The organism is Pseudoalteromonas sp. 4NS20-0020 (assembly GCF_057554385.1).
Genome location: NZ_BAAJMI010000001.1, coordinates 346,964 through 361,344 on the forward strand (window position 1 = coordinate 346,964; position 14,381 = coordinate 361,344).

Genomic DNA, 14,381 nt, shown 5'->3' on the forward strand with positions numbered 1-14,381 from the left:
AGTAAAGTGAACTGAATGACAACTTTTAACTACAAGTTACAATAAAGAGACAAATATTCGTTAGCTTTATTATAGACAGCCCGCCATTTACAAAAAGTTATTGATTTACATTAAGCTCAATAAAATAAGTTGAAAGGTTAATTAATCAGTTATAAAAATTTTACGGCCCCTTATTAGTGACAAGAACGGTAAGTACTGTACCTTTGAAATTAAACCAACCAAGCATTCATATATTGTTTATTTTAATGAATTTTAAATGTCATTAGATATTTCATTTAGTTTACAGTTTTGGTGTAACCCCTTATTGAGTAATTTAAGCTGGCAAATCTACTTTAAACTTTCAATTAGCTTTAGCTTACTTTTAAAATTTAACTTTACATGAATGTAGCGAGCTAGTGTGGCAATTAGTACCAAAGTGCCAATACCTACTTGTGTAAGCCATATTGTTGAGTGGTTGTACATTAAAACGCTCACGGCTGCAGTGATGCAAAGTGCAGCCCACAAAATGGAACAGCCTATAAGGTTTAAGCGCCAATAGTTTATTTGATTAATGAGCTGCTGCTTTTTAAAAAGTAGTAAACCATTAACATCTAGGGTGTGTGTTTTTATTAGCTTTTTGCGCTGAATAAATACCCATACTGAAAACCCAATTGGTAACGGAGTTAAAATTGCATACAACACCTGCTCAGGAGTGCTAGTTGCTTCAAAAACTAATGCATAGATACAAAATAAGCTAACAAATGCGCCAGCAACTAAGTCTAACCATGCTTTAATTGATTGTTTTTTTCTTGCCGATGTAATTTGGCTCAGTAGTGCGGCAGTATCCAGTTTTGGAGTCGCATTTTTATAGTCTTTTTGCCATTGTTCTAATAGTGGATCCATAATTATTATTGCTCCATTAGCTTTTGAAGTTGCACACGTGCGCGGCTAGCACGCTTGGCGACGTTCGCTTCGTTTATACCTAGCGTATGTGCTATTTCGGCTTGGTTAAAACCTTCTAATTGAAGAGAAATAACTAGCCTAAATTTTAATGGTAGTCGTCTCATTGCTGTCATTAAATCATACGTGTTATCGCTGTGTTGGTGAGAATCAGTACTAACCAAGTCAAGTAAAGGGTCGCTTAAATTATGACGATCTTGGCGACGTGTTTCTTTTAAAACATGATCGACAGCACGGTTGTGTGCGACCCTAGCAATAAAGGTCTTCATACTTGAATCGCCTCTAAAGTTTTCTACTGCATGCCAAACAGCTAACGATATATCTTGTAGTAGGTCCTCTCTAAGTGCTTGGTCTGCTTCATGTGTTGCAGCAATACGCGCCATTAAAGGTGCGTATTGCAGTAGTATCTCATGAATATGATCCCTTTTTTCCACTAGGCTTCCTTGTTTTTGATGAATACACTTCTGTAAGCAATATAGCTTATACACGTGAGTATAGGACCCGTAATAATCGCACTTAATAAAAAAGTATAAGGAGCTAACAATAGACTTAAGAAAGAAATTAGCGCGATTAAACACATTGGTTTAAACGCATAGAAAAAAGCATTTAGGCTACTTTTTAATGCTTGCAGTACATTTTTATCACCAAGTAAAACACAATAGCCTGCAAAACTGACAGGCAGTGTAACAGGAATAATCGAGGCAAAAATAATACCTAGTTGCCATTGGGTAACTTCAGTAGGCTGCGAAAATAAAAGTAAATTTATGCCATCATTTCCTAGTAAAAGCTTTGCTACAAATAACTGAATAAAAAAAGCAGATGCTAAAATTGCTGAAAGCGGAATAATGCTTAGCCAGTTTTTAGCTTTAAAAATCGACTTTAATGAAAATACTTTATGAGTGGCCAGATGATGAATGACGATAACAGCGCTACTGCCCACAAAAGTGGCAGCCCATTTGGAGGCTAGCATGCCATAAGGGGCGGGTAATATTTGAAGAATACCTTCAATAATTAAAGGAAGCAGTAAAAATAAAAAAAGTTTTACAGGTGCTTGCTTAAAAAGTGAAAAACCGTCTTGAAGCCATTGATTAGCTTTATTAGCGGGTAAACTATGTAGTGGGGTTACTGTTAATGTATTCATAATTACTCTCCTTTTGATTGTTATGTTATTAGTCGATAACAATGAGAATAACCTGACATTTTATTTTTAATTAAAGTAAAAAATTTAAAACACAAAAATAGATTTATAATTAGATTAGCTTACACCACAAGCAGGATATAAATTAAGCACTTCGGTAACTACTTGACCAAATAGAGCTTGTTCTTGCTTTGACAAATTAATCGTTGGGTCAAATTTCATGATATCGGCGGGTCGTGAAGTAATTATTTCTGAAAAAGTCATTGCTGTTAATACATTGCCTGCATAAGAGGCATGGTTGCCATCATCCATATGTAGTTTTGCATTTGGCATTAACACTAAAAGCCTGTTCCAAACAAGGCCAATAGGAGCTACGCAGCTAGGTTGTTTAGCGCTTATTGATAAATGTAAGTCGTATACACGCTGGCCTTCTTCAGGGTTGCCTCTTTGTGGGTGTTCAGGAAATAAAATAGGTGTAATATTTTGTGCCTTGGCTGATGAAATTAAATGCTCAGCGGCATCAGTAGGGTAAGTTGTTAAACCAGACTGAGAGTATTTTTGGCCTTGAAAAATGGCATGGCTTAGATTTTTGTTTTTAAGTTTGTCTACGTTTGCCCTAATACTCACAATATTATCTAAAAAAGGTCCCGACACTGTGGTTGTTTGAACTGACTTATCTGGGTATTGGTTTTCGATTATATGCTCAATGATCCGCCCTAACTGACTGCTGTGACTATTGCCATAAATAATAATGTTGTAATTATCTTCGATATTGTTTTGTGTAATTGGAGTCGGACTTTCACTTGTATTTGATTGCGGAACTTTGGTATTACTGCTGCCTGAGCCGCAGGCTGATAAAAATATTAAAGAAAAAAGCCAAAATTGTTTAGGGGTATTAAAACTTATCATACTAATTTGTACCAATATTGAAAACTACTTACTGATACTAGTAGGTTAATTCTTATGTCACAAGTTCTTGCACGGCTCAAATACCTTAGTGATATTTTGTTTTATGGTTTAAACAAAAAGCCCAACAAAAATGCTGGGCTGAGGTACTTAGGTAATAAAGGTATTATTGCGTTAACTCACCAGTAGCTGACTCGATATGTGCTCTTACAAACCACTGAAATTGTTCAAGATCGGCAAGTTGGCTTATTAACATATCTTCAGATACTGGATCTAAATCTGATACCGTTTCGATGGCTTTACGGTGATCGGCATTAATACCGTTGTACACCTTATCTAACGCGCCTAAATGCTCGGTAACAAGTCCTTTACCTAATGAATATTCGTTCCATGTACGGCGGTCAACAATTGACTTAGGTGTCCCTACTGGTATGCCGCCTAAAGTGGCAATACGCTCGGCTATTGTATCTGTCATTTCGCGCACAGCTTCAACCTGAGGGTCCAGCATTTCATGCACACCTATAAAATTAGGACCAACAACATTCCAATGAATATGTTTTAGTGTTAATTGAAGATCTATAAGTGCAACCATGCGGTTATCTAAGGCTGCGATAGTTTTTTCAGCTGATTCGTTGCTCATACCTGGTGCAGTAAATTTAGCTTGCTTATTTGTATTGCTCATAACTTCTCCTACTTAACTATTTAATATTTTCACGTAGTCCTTTACGTAATAAATACGTGATAATTGTATGAAGCAATCAATATGCCGAAAGTTAAAATAAATAAAATTGTTTTAAATCAGTCGTTTGTGTTTTTTCTTTTGTTTGGGTTTTTATTAATATGAGGTGGTTATGAAAAGTCTGCATCTTTTTGTAAAATTTGCAGACCAAACAGATTCGCTGAAACTAAACTAGAATATTTTTAACGGGTGTATTCATGTGCCTTTAGTAATTCAAGCGGTATTACTTCAAGCGATTTTTTATTAGTGGCCTGCAAGATTACTGGCGGCGCAACGTTTGCTTGTTGCGCATGAAGCCATCTTATTGCGCATAAACACCATTTGTCGCCAGCTTTTAAGCCTTCAAAATCGTAAAGTGGATTGGGCGTTATGAGATCATTACCTTGTGACTTCGAAAACTGTAAAAATTCTTCGGTCATAATTGCACACACACTATGATTACCGCGATCAGAGTCTGGTACATAGCAAAAACCCTCGCGAGTATACCCGCCATTTCCACAGCATAATTGTAACCGGGTATCCAGAACGTTAAATTGATTTGCCATAAGGTGCCTTAAGTCATTATGTTTAATACAGTAAAAATTACTTTATCAGGCGCTAAAAAGTATAGCTACTAAAGTGAGGATGTTTGATTATGACTTTTTAAAAAAGTCGGGGCATTTAAATGAAGGGAGGAGGGGAAAAGTATTATTTGTGCCACAAACTAGTTTCATTATATCGTGGCACAAGTTAAGTTAAAGTTTGTTAACTATTCGTATTTTCTGGCTTTTTTAGTTTTGATTACTGCAATGTATGCGTGCCAGCTTGCATAGCTAAGTAGTGGCATAATCACAATAAACCCAACAGCCCCAGTTACAAAACCAAGCGCAACCATTAGGAAAATGCATATTGACCAAACAACCATTGGCGCAAAATTATTTTTAACGGCGTTAATAGATGAGACGATAGCTGTCATTATGTCTACGCGTCTTTCCATCATAATTTGTGGTGTAAATGCAGACACTGAAAAAACAGACACTAGTAAAACGCCACCTGCAATTGTACCAAGCGTTAAAAATGCTGACAGTTCTTCAAATGTTGGGTTAGCGTAGTTAGGGTATAAAGCATGAACAAGGGCGGCAATGCGCATCCACGCAATCATTATTACGAGTAATAATATTGCAAACCCCCACTCTCCAACTGGGTTTCTAAACATCGACTTTAGCGAATGCCTAAAAGTGGGTTTGTGGCCTTTTTCGAGTTCCCATGCTACGTCGTATAGGCCGGCTGCGAAAGCGGGTCCAATTAAAACAAACGCAACAGTGGCGGGTAAAATTACAAATACGCTTTGTGCAAAAAATGCAGAGTAGATAATAGCTGCAGGAATAATACTAAACACTAGGCCATAAATTACAGTAAGTAACGGGGCTCGGGTCATATCTTTAAACGCAAGTGCTAACCAGTGAAAAGCAGCGAACGTATCTACTTTGTTACACTCTATACAGCGAGCAAATTCGGTATTTTTTTCAATTGTTTTTGTTGTAGGCATAAGTGGAGCTCCTCTATAAAGCCTCTATTTAGGTTTAGGTCATAAACGCTTTATTTACAAATATTAAACAGACATACGGAGCTAAAATTAAAATTGTTCACTAAATAAACGTTTTATGTTTTTAGAAGGGGGGATTACAAAAGAAAATTTTATAGGAGGATTGCTGAAATCAATATTAATAAAGTACTACTTAACCTGTAGGCAGGTTAAGTAGTTAAATAATGCTCAGCCTAAGCTGATTGCTAGGTATTGTATCTCGTCACCATTTATTTGTGGCAAAAAGTAAATATCGTTGTATTTAAAATATTGCTGAGAGTTTATGGTAACTGGCTCAGCTGACGATGGTAGTTCATCGTAAACTTGCCCTAAGCTATAGTCGAAGACGTTGCCAATTTTAATAGCTTTGTTGCGCTGAATTATTGGCGCATCTACCACTTTATAGCCGCCGTTATCAGCAATATAAAAAACGTTCTGATAAGCATAATATGTGGTGTTTCGATGTTTCATACGCGAATAATGTCTAGGAAGTTTTTTAATGCGCAGTCCGCGAGGTGGCATCACAGCGTGATAGCCTTTTTTAGCTTTTCGGTAGTAAATGCCGTCATTAAAGCTAAATGAAATTCCATTAAACCAAATAGAGGTACTTCTTCTTGGCAAGTGCCTTATGTATCTATTTTCTTTGTAATAACGCGGCTTATACCTATTAGTTAGGTAGTTATATTTATGATTGTCGAAACGTAGTTGTTTACGCTTTTCTTGCTGCTTTTTTTGCTTGTTCTTTTCTTTTTTACGGTCTTGGCGCTTTTCTTTTTTATGCTCTATGCGTAGTTTTTTTTCATGGCGACGTTCATCGCGCTTATACTCAATGCGTTTAGGGTTTTCGTGCTTATAATTTTTATGAGCTTCTCGCTCGTTGGGCGCTGCAATTGCGGTGCTTGAAAGCGCGCTAATGGCAATTATACCCGATAGTAAAAATGTAAGTTTCATAGTGTGCCTCGTTTATGTTGTTACATAACTAGGCTTAGTATTAACCTCTGAAACTGAACATTAACTGACCTATTTAATGTTTGGACGTTCCTTTACATTGCTTTACGTAAGCTAAACAGTTTCTTACTTATTATTACAGTTTTAAACAGGGCGCTTTAAACAATCTATACATGTGATAAAAAAAGAGTGCAGGTTAAAATTAAAGACTAACTTATAAGCCAAGCTATTAAAATTTAAATCATTTTAATAGCTTGTTCATTAGTACTTAGCTGGGGCTAACAAATCTCATCGAGTAGATGCATCACACGCTCGCTGGCTGCTTCCATTTTATGAATATGCTTAATTGCAGATTCTTTATCGCCATTTTGAATTGAGTGCAGAGCCGCAACACCATTTTTATGCACTTCACTATGCGGGTTTTCTAATTGTTTAAATGCATTGGTGTGTTTAAATTCAGCAGACTGCTCTGAACTATACCACTGGCCTAATCGGCACATTGTATGGTCGCTAAAGTCATTAACTGACTTGTTGCTTTGGCCATTTGCTACTGCATAAATGTCACCTTTCCATACAACATGATCTAGTTTAACGGTTTGAATAAACGACAACGTAGCAGCCTGAGAAATCGTATTTTTCATGTTGTTACAAAAATCGATAATTGAAGTGTAATCGGTATTCAGTGCATCAAAATTATCACTTAGGTGCGAACTATTTTCTTTAATACCTTCTACTGATACCACTGTTTCATCTGTTTTGTTAATAATTTCTTTTACTAGGTCGGCCACTTCTTGCGCTGACTTATTCGTGTTTGTTGCTAGCACCCTTACTTCATCTGCTACAACACTAAAGCCTCGGCCAGCTTCACCCGCACGGGCAGCTTCAATAGCAGCGTTAAGTGCTAATAAATTTGTTTGATCTGATATTTTACTAATTGTTGAAACAAACGTACTGATTTTACCGGCCATGCTAGCTAGGCCTGAAATGTTTTCAGTCATGCTTCCCATTTTACTGGTCATTAAATCCATTTCTTTGACAATATGATTTAGCGAGCTATTTGATTTTTCGAGCAGGGTGTTTATCTTATCGCTTACTTTGTTTTCTTCATCAATTTTAGAGTAAGAGCCCAATACGGTTTGTCTTATCTCTTCGATTTGAGCAACACCATTGATAGAGCTGGAAAGTAATGAGTGAGTGAAACTATGATCTTCATTATTATTTGGGTTATTTAACTCTTCAATTAGAGAAGTATTTTCATTGATAAGCGTTGTATTTTTATTACGTAAACTCTCAATTTCTTTTTTTAGTTGGTCATTTTCGTTTTTCAATATCGAGTAGGTTGAACTTAAAACAAACATATTTAGACCTTGATTTTTAAAAATTAATTTACATTTAGTTATCATTATAGAGGTAAAGTTTTATTGAGCCTATATTTAAAATCACTGTTTGTTATTAAAAAGTGACTAAGCGTTTACCTACATTCTCTTATTTGTTTCAGTTAACTCCTTTTTAACTCTCTATATACCCATATCCTAATAAACAAAGCCACTTTTTATTAATTATAAAGTGGCTTTGTTTGGTTGGGTTTAACGCAGGATGAGTTGTTGGTTTATTTCATCAAAAATACCGGCGTCGTCTATGGTTGAAGGGATTTGTAGTTCGTCGCCATCAATAAGTTGGCGTAAATTTTTACGTAGTATTTTTCCGGAACGAGTTTTAGGTAAGCGCTCTACGCTAACTATATTTTTTAAACACGCTATGGCGCCAATTTGATTGCGCACTGAGGCAATAAGTGCTTTTTCGACTTCTTCGCTTGACCCTGTAAAGTCATTTTTAAGTACAATCATGCCCATTGGGAGCTGGCCTTTTAGTGGGTCGTTAACACCAAATACAGCGCATTCGGCAACCGCAGGATGAGCCGCTACAATTTCTTCCATTTCGCCGGTAGAAAGTCTGTGGCCTGCAACATTTATAACGTCATCAGTGCGGCCCATTATGAATAAGTAGCCGTCTTCATCTATATATCCGCCATCGCCAGAGAGGTAGTAGCCCTCGTATTCACTTAAATAACTGGCTTTAAATCGGGCTGTGTCTTGCCAGATAGAGGGTAAGCATCCGGGTGGTAAAGGTAGTTTTATAACTACGGCCCCTTGTTCGTTAGCTGCGCACTCATTACCGTCCATGTCGAGTATACGAACATCAAACCCCGGTGTAGGTACGGTTGAACTGCCAGGTTTGGTTGTTAATGTTTCTATTCCTACTGGATTACACGCAATGGCCCAACCTGTTTCGGTTTGCCACCAATGATCGAGTACCGGAAGTTGAGTTTTCTCTTTTAGCCAATTGTATGTGGGCGGATCGAGGCGTTCGCCTGCTAAAAATAATCGTTTTAAACTAGAGGTATTATATTTTTTAAAGCCTTCAGCATTAGGATCTTCTTTTTTGATTGCTCTAAATGCTGTGGGGGCACTAAATAAGGCGCTTACTTTATATTCTTCCACTACTCGCCAAAAAGCAGTGGCGTCGGGAGTGCGCACAGGTTTGCCCTCATATAATACGGTTGCACATCGGTACATTAATGGTGCATACACAATATAAGAGTGCCCAACTACCCAGCCAATATCTGAGGCTGCCCAAAACACCTCGCCTGGCTCCATACCGTAAACAGTTTTCATACTGTAGTTCATCGCTACGGCGTGCCCGCCATTTTCACGTACAACACCCTTTGGGGCGCCTGTTGTACCTGAAGTATATAAAATATAAAGTGGATCGTTGCCATTTAAAGGTGTTGGATCTGCCGCCTGTGCGGTTTGCATTGCGTGTGTCCAATCTATATCGCGTTCGTTGACCATATTGGCAGTAACTTGGTCGCGCTGATAAATAATACAGTGATCTATTTTATGATTGGCAAGCTCTATGGCGTCATCAATAAGTGGCTTGTATTCAATGATGCTATCGACCTCTACACCGCAAGAAGCGCTCAGTATCAGTTTAGGTTTTGCATCGTCTATACGAACGGCAAGTTCATGCGCTGCAAACCCACCAAATACTACGGAGTGTATAGCGCCTAAGCGAGCACAAGCTAACATACCAATAACAGCTTGTGGGATCATGGGCATGTAAATCACTACACGATCGCCTTTTTGTACACCAAGTGCTTTTATTACGCCTGCAAATTTAGCGACTTCTTGTTGTAGTTGAGTGTAAGTATAAGTTTGCTTTGTATTGGTAACAGGCGAGTCGTAAATCAGCGCAGTTTGGTCACCAAAGCCTGCAATTACGTGTTGGTCGAGCGCTAGAAAGCTGGTATTTAATTGTCCATCGCTAAACCAATGATAAAGGCCGTCTTTATCCTGTGTATATGCTTGGTTTGGTGTTTTGTACCAAGGGATATTTTTACTTTGTTCTAGCCAAAACTGGGCAGGGTTTTGTTTAAAGCTCGTGTATTGCTGTTTATACAGGCCTGACATAATAGGCTCCTAAAACTAAATATGTATGAGAGACCTTACAAAAGGTAGGCTTTTTTATTTGCCTAGGCTATTCGACCTTGGTCGGCTAAAAGTTAATCACATGGTTAATATGCAGTTGCAGTGAGTTTGACAAATTAAGGCGCGCGGCTCAGCATAGCCTCATATTTGTAAGGAATTAATTGTATGAGTAACGACGTTAGAGTGGGTGTTGCCGTTATTATTATGCGACAAAACACTATTTTATTAGGTGAGCGAATTGGTGCGCATGGTGCAAATACATGGGCAACGCCGGGTGGACATTTAGAATTTGGCGAAAGCGTTGAGCAGTGTGCAATACGCGAGGTATTTGAGGAAACAGGGCTAAATATTAGTCAAATAACTAAGCTTGATTTTACTAACGATATTTTTAGTGCTGAAAACAAACACTACATTACTTTGTACGTAAAAGCTGATTACGAAGGTGGTGAGCCTGTGCTAAACGAGCCAAATAAATGTATACAGTGGCGCTGGTGCGATATTAATAACTTACCTTCACCACTGTTTACATCACTTAAAAACTACTTAACTACAGCAACACTCACGGCTTAGTTGATGGGCTTAATATTAACTTTTTAAAGCTCACTTGTGCGTAGTCACCCTTTTGTTTGTCGAGTGCCCACTCGCCTGTGCCTAAACAGCCAGGGTACCAAATACCTTTAGACGATTTAGTACTACATTGGTTGTAAGCACCGGCCTTGAAATAATGCCAATCGGCAGCATAACCATGCGGATGATCTTTGCCGTCCACTTTGCCGTAGGCATCAACATTGTTTCCTAAGTTAATTGAGTAGTTAACATCCTCTTTGCCTTTTGCGCTAAAGGTAAGGTGCATTACATTACCATGTACGTTTACGGTATAGCTAAAATCTTCACCAAGCGCTATACCTTCAACACCCGGATCATTAGGGTTTTCCCACGTGTTTCCCCACACTGGGTATGTAATATCAGTTCGGTTAGGATCTGTTTTTGGTAAGTTACGTTCGTAGTTCCAAAATACGGAGCCCATTTTATGGCCAGGCCATTTTTTGTAATAAATTTTAAGAGGCTCATTGCCCCAACCATAACCCAGTTTTGTATCTATTAGGGCTTGGTCTTTACCCGCATGAATTTGTCCTACCACCACAGAGTATGCGGCTTTTTTACTTGAGTCTGTTGCGCGCAATGCCACATGATCAACCTTCAACGTGGCTTCCATTTTTCCACCTACAGAGCCAAAGCGCTCAGAGAGTGGATGAACAGCTAATGCAAAATTATTTTTTGAACTTTTTGTTTTTATTTTTGTGTTAGTACCGCGGATCATTTGCCTTAACTCACTGCGGGTGTTGGTAGAGTTAGCGCTGGTTAATGCTTTATTTGGCGAGGTGAATACCATGTAACCTTGATCGTCAAGATAGAAAAAATCAGGGTGCGCGTAGTTCTGAATTTCCTCAACATCAATTGTGTCTATTTTACCGTCGTTGTTTAAATCAACAGGTACGTTTATTTTCCATTGTGATAAATCAAACTTTGATGCAGGAACAGGTGTATTGCTATCAATAGGTGTGCTTGTATTTGCGCAGCCCATAAACAGCAACGGAGTAACAGCAGCCAGTGCTGTGAGTTTAAAAGTAGATGTTAGATTTTTCATTGTTGTCTCTGTGTGATGATGTTAATGAAGGACAATATCGACCTTGATTAACGTTAATCTAACATACCAATTTAAAATATCAACATTACCAATTGCTGTGTTTTTTATTTTTTACATTTTACATTTGGTTATACCAATATGGTTTTTAAGCTTTTTTTTAATGTATTTACGTTGTGCCTTCTTAATATGCTTTGTGAGCCATTTTGTCATTTTTGGCATGAGTTCTGGTGCAAAATTATGGCCCATACCAGGCACTATTTTTAGTTTTGCCTTTTTTATTAGCATGGCCGTTTTTTTACCTTCACCCACACTAATGACTACATCATGACTACCATGAATGACTAATGTAGGTGTTTTAATTTTTCGAATTAAATGTTGCCTATCTTTACTGGCAGCCATTGCAATGAGCTGGCGTTTGTAGCCATTAGGGTTGTTTGAACGCTCAACTATTTGTGTTGCATGAAGCCGAAGGGCGGCTTCTGTTTGTGGGTAAGCTGGGCTGCCAATTAGTTGGTTTAGTTTAATGTTGTAATTAATTGCTTCATCACGGCTTGGTGTTTTTGGTTTTAATTTGGCAAGCTTAATAAATACGCCAATGCTTTTAGCGCTCAGTCTTGGCAAGCTAGAGCTTGACATAATAGCGGTTAAACTCAGTACCTTTTTTTTATGTTGCGCTGCTATTAGCTGGGCAATCATTCCACCCATGGATGCGCCAACAAAGTGGGCTTTTTTAATTTTAAGGGCGTTCATAAGCGACAATACATCGTTTGCCATATCATCGAGCAAATAGGGAGTTCGGCTTTGTATGGGAAGGCGCTTACTCAGCCAAGATTTCACTAAACTAGGAGAGGGGTAATGGTCCAAATGAGTCGACAGTCCGCTATCACGGTTATCAAAACGGATAACTCTAAAGCCATTGTTAACCAAGCCATAGTATAGTGAATCTGGCCATACGGTCATCTGAGCACCCAAACCCATTATTAGGATAACGACAGGCGACTTTTTATTACCTTCATCTTGATAGTTAAGCGTTATACCGTGCGGTGTTTTAATTGTTCGCATAGCCAAGTTAGGTTATCAGCTTTACAAAAATTATAGTGCGTATTTATTACAGTTTATTGGCAGTGGTAGGAAGCGGAAGTTTCCATTTATTTAAAATTGCTTCGTATTCACCGTTTTGCTTAATTATTACAAGTGCTTGCGATAAGGCGTTGGCTGTACTTTCTTCAAGCATTTTATTACTGGCAAAATAAAGCGTTGAAGGAAAGTCATCTAAGTGAATGCGCTTGGTGATAAGGTTTGGATCTAAGCCCGACATTTTTAACTCGTTTTCTAATGTGAGTGTATTCATTAAGGCAAAGTCGATACGTTTTTTGTAAAGCATTTGCCAAAGTTGCTGGTAGTAGCTCACCAATACTAAATTTTTGTCTTCTTTAAAGCCCATTTGCTTTAAATACTTAGCACTTGAGTACCCGCGAATAGTGCCTATTTTATAAAACTTAGTGTGGTTTAAGTGTGTGGCTTGTGCTTTATTGCTTTTTAAGCTAACTACGTAGGCGTCGGTAAAATAAACACTGCCTAGCCATTTAAAGTTATTTGTGCGCGTAGGGGTTTTTAATAAAGAAAGTAAAATAGTGTTTGGATTACTTTCAAGCTCGTGAAATGCGCGCGCCATGGGCATTATTTCAAATTTAGCGTTTAATGGTGTGATTTTTAAAACGGCTTTGGCTATATCAACAAGCGCGCCATCAGCTTGGCCATTCTCGTTTTTAAAGTGATAAGGGTGCAAATCTTCGGCAATAAAGTTTACTGTACTCATTGCATTTACCGCAGTACAAAACATAAATACAAAGGCGCTAATTACAACACGCAGGTACATAAAAAAGTCTTTTTTAGCCAACATTGGTTGAGTTTAAATAATATTGTCTGAAATATAAACTTAAATGTTTAATAAAAGTAAATCAAAGTAAAATTACCCCTTATTTGTTTTAAAGTATTCTAGTGGACTGCACGAATACCAACGTTTAAAAGCACGATTGAAAGAGCTTTGATCTTTAAATCCGAGCAGTAATGCTAGTTGTGCTAAATTAGGTTTATTAGGCAGTTCTTTAATACGTCGCTTGCGCTCGTTTTCAAGCATGAGGGCAAACGTTGTACCGTGCAATTTTAAGTGCCGTTGCAAGGTGCGTGGTGTCATGCTGAGGGCATTTGCAGTGCGTATTAACGTACAATTTTGTAAATCGAGCTTTGCCATTAAAATTTGGCTGACATTTTCAGTTATATTTTGCTGGTTAGTAAAAAGACTTAATTGCTGATCAGATACTTGCTTAAGTGCTAAATGTATAGCAGCGTTATCAGTTTTAAAGTTAAGGCTTAAATAGCTGCTCGGAAAACAAATTTCGTTGTGTTTTGCATTAGTTAAAATAGGGCAATTAAACCATGTTGCTAGCGTATTTATTTGCGCTTGAGTAAAGTGGTGTTGAAAGCTAACTTGTGTCGGTGATAATTCGTTATTGAGTAATTGGCGTACAACACTCACCCAAGCTGTCATATTTCTTAATACTACTTGTTCATTACATTGAGCATGGGGAAACCAGCGGATAGTTGCCTGGCTTTTGTGTTGCTCAAATTGTGCTTGACCTATATTAGCCACTAGGCAGTCGTAATTTAAAAGCGCTTGTATAGCGTTGCCTAATCCGTTACTTGACTCGACTAAATATCCCAAAACGCCATAGTCAGCCGTACGAATATGCTGACCTAGTCTAAAGCCAAATAAATGATCTTTAAGTGTATTTTGAGCATAATTAAGCAATGCGTTATAGCTTTTGAGGCTTATGCGTGGTGATAGTTGTTGTTTTGTGCGATTACTAAATTCAGTAAAATTAATTGCCTTTAGAGCATCTTCATTATTTAAACCTTGGCTTTGTAGATAATCAAGAATACTAGAAAAGTAATGATCGGCAATGGTTTGCATTTGTCGCCTAAAGCTAAAAAATGATCGCGTACGAACA

At 37.9% G+C, this 14,381-nt stretch carries 15 protein-coding genes; 1 reads left to right on the plus strand and 14 read right to left on the minus strand.

The features are described from left to right. Positions 1–327 precede the first annotated feature (327 nt). The 10 genes from AC27JL_RS01575 to AC27JL_RS01620 all read right to left on the minus strand — a co-directional run bounded on the left by AC27JL_RS01575 (position 328) and on the right by AC27JL_RS01620 (position 9,704). Positions 328–882 carry a hypothetical protein gene (locus tag AC27JL_RS01575; protein ID WP_487194637.1) on the minus strand — a complete coding sequence of 185 codons (555 nt, stop codon included), beginning with the start codon at positions 880–882 and terminating at the stop codon, positions 328–330. 5 nt (positions 883–887) lie between these two features. Further along, entirely contained in the window at positions 888–1,373 is a 486-nt protein-coding gene (locus tag AC27JL_RS01580) for an RNA polymerase sigma factor (protein ID WP_487194638.1), read from the minus strand. Then, on the minus strand, positions 1,373–2,080 hold the full coding sequence (locus AC27JL_RS01585; RefSeq protein WP_487194639.1) for a hypothetical protein: 708 nt from the start codon (positions 2,078–2,080) through the stop codon (positions 1,373–1,375). Before AC27JL_RS01585 ends, AC27JL_RS01580 begins: the two co-directional genes overlap by 1 nt. Positions 2,081–2,194: 114 nt before the next feature. Then, the gene (locus AC27JL_RS01590; protein WP_203984724.1) at positions 2,195–2,986 is read right to left on the minus strand and encodes a hypothetical protein; all 792 of its coding nucleotides are present in this window, start codon (positions 2,984–2,986) and stop codon (positions 2,195–2,197) included. Between the two features lie 163 nt (positions 2,987–3,149). Continuing rightward, the gene (gene dps, locus AC27JL_RS01595) at positions 3,150–3,665 is read right to left on the minus strand and encodes a DNA starvation/stationary phase protection protein Dps (protein ID WP_058428400.1); all 516 of its coding nucleotides are present in this window, start codon (positions 3,663–3,665) and stop codon (positions 3,150–3,152) included. A 239-nt stretch (positions 3,666–3,904) separates the two neighbouring features. Then, positions 3,905–4,267, minus strand: coding sequence for a DUF2237 family protein (locus tag AC27JL_RS01600; RefSeq protein ID WP_006791812.1), 363 nt, complete (start codon positions 4,265–4,267; stop codon positions 3,905–3,907). Positions 4,268–4,470: 203 nt separating this feature from the next. Next, positions 4,471–5,250, minus strand: coding sequence for a DUF2189 domain-containing protein (locus tag AC27JL_RS01605; protein WP_006791813.1), 780 nt, complete (start codon positions 5,248–5,250; stop codon positions 4,471–4,473). A 225-nt stretch (positions 5,251–5,475) separates the two neighbouring features. Continuing rightward, complete coding sequence (locus AC27JL_RS01610; protein ID WP_058428403.1) at positions 5,476–6,237, minus strand: DUF6515 family protein; 762 nt, start codon at positions 6,235–6,237, stop codon at positions 5,476–5,478. A 275-nt stretch (positions 6,238–6,512) separates the two neighbouring features. Continuing rightward, positions 6,513–7,592 (minus strand): methyl-accepting chemotaxis protein, encoded by a 1,080-nt coding sequence (locus AC27JL_RS01615; RefSeq protein ID WP_487194640.1) that lies wholly within the window; start codon positions 7,590–7,592, stop codon positions 6,513–6,515. 228 nt (positions 7,593–7,820) lie between these two features. Further along, positions 7,821–9,704: a propionyl-CoA synthetase gene (locus AC27JL_RS01620; protein WP_487194641.1), complete on the minus strand. Its 1,884-nt coding sequence runs from the start codon at positions 9,702–9,704 to the stop codon at positions 7,821–7,823. 183 nt (positions 9,705–9,887) lie between these two features. Between AC27JL_RS01620 and AC27JL_RS01625 the strand changes: the two genes are divergently transcribed. Next, positions 9,888–10,292, plus strand: coding sequence for a nucleotide triphosphate diphosphatase NUDT15 (locus AC27JL_RS01625; RefSeq protein ID WP_305397505.1), 405 nt, complete (start codon positions 9,888–9,890; stop codon positions 10,290–10,292). Here AC27JL_RS01625 and AC27JL_RS01630 read toward each other — a convergent pair. The 4 genes from AC27JL_RS01630 to AC27JL_RS01645 all read right to left on the minus strand — a co-directional run bounded on the left by AC27JL_RS01630 (position 10,282) and on the right by AC27JL_RS01645 (position 14,344). Continuing rightward, positions 10,282–11,370, minus strand: coding sequence for a polysaccharide lyase family 7 protein (locus AC27JL_RS01630; RefSeq protein ID WP_487194642.1), 1,089 nt, complete (start codon positions 11,368–11,370; stop codon positions 10,282–10,284). The genes AC27JL_RS01625 and AC27JL_RS01630 overlap by 11 nt on opposite strands. A gap of 111 nt (positions 11,371–11,481) precedes the next feature. Next, positions 11,482–12,432: an alpha/beta fold hydrolase gene (locus AC27JL_RS01635; protein WP_487194643.1), complete on the minus strand. Its 951-nt coding sequence runs from the start codon at positions 12,430–12,432 to the stop codon at positions 11,482–11,484. A gap of 46 nt (positions 12,433–12,478) precedes the next feature. Further along, the gene (locus tag AC27JL_RS01640) at positions 12,479–13,249 is read right to left on the minus strand and encodes a substrate-binding periplasmic protein (RefSeq protein WP_487194644.1); all 771 of its coding nucleotides are present in this window, start codon (positions 13,247–13,249) and stop codon (positions 12,479–12,481) included. Between the two features lie 93 nt (positions 13,250–13,342). Beyond that, positions 13,343–14,344: an AraC family transcriptional regulator gene (locus AC27JL_RS01645; RefSeq protein WP_487194645.1), complete on the minus strand. Its 1,002-nt coding sequence runs from the start codon at positions 14,342–14,344 to the stop codon at positions 13,343–13,345. Positions 14,345–14,381: the final 37 nt, after the last annotated feature.

Bases quoted from the DNA above. Each gene is read 5' to 3' on its own strand.
- AC27JL_RS01575 (WP_487194637.1), bottom strand. From the start codon at position 882: ATGGATCCACTATTAGAACAATGGCAAAAAGACTATAAAAATGCGACT.
- AC27JL_RS01585 (WP_487194639.1), bottom strand. From the start codon at position 2,080: ATGAATACATTAACAGTAACCCCACTACATAGTTTACCCGCTAATAAA.
- AC27JL_RS01590 (WP_203984724.1), bottom strand. From the start codon at position 2,986: ATGATAAGTTTTAATACCCCTAAACAATTTTGGCTTTTTTCTTTAATA.
- dps (WP_058428400.1), bottom strand. From the start codon at position 3,665: ATGAGCAATACAAATAAGCAAGCTAAATTTACTGCACCAGGTATGAGC.
- AC27JL_RS01600 (WP_006791812.1), bottom strand. From the start codon at position 4,267: ATGGCAAATCAATTTAACGTTCTGGATACCCGGTTACAATTATGCTGT.
- AC27JL_RS01605 (WP_006791813.1), bottom strand. From the start codon at position 5,250: ATGCCTACAACAAAAACAATTGAAAAAAATACCGAATTTGCTCGCTGT.
- AC27JL_RS01610 (WP_058428403.1), bottom strand. From the start codon at position 6,237: ATGAAACTTACATTTTTACTATCGGGTATAATTGCCATTAGCGCGCTT.
- AC27JL_RS01615 (WP_487194640.1), bottom strand. From the start codon at position 7,592: ATGTTTGTTTTAAGTTCAACCTACTCGATATTGAAAAACGAAAATGAC.
- AC27JL_RS01620 (WP_487194641.1), bottom strand. From the start codon at position 9,704: ATGTCAGGCCTGTATAAACAGCAATACACGAGCTTTAAACAAAACCCT.
- AC27JL_RS01625 (WP_305397505.1), top strand. From the start codon at position 9,888: ATGAGTAACGACGTTAGAGTGGGTGTTGCCGTTATTATTATGCGACAA.
- AC27JL_RS01630 (WP_487194642.1), bottom strand. From the start codon at position 11,370: ATGAAAAATCTAACATCTACTTTTAAACTCACAGCACTGGCTGCTGTT.
- AC27JL_RS01635 (WP_487194643.1), bottom strand. From the start codon at position 12,432: ATGCGAACAATTAAAACACCGCACGGTATAACGCTTAACTATCAAGAT.
- AC27JL_RS01640 (WP_487194644.1), bottom strand. From the start codon at position 13,249: ATGTACCTGCGTGTTGTAATTAGCGCCTTTGTATTTATGTTTTGTACT.
- AC27JL_RS01645 (WP_487194645.1), bottom strand. From the start codon at position 14,344: ATGCAAACCATTGCCGATCATTACTTTTCTAGTATTCTTGATTATCTA.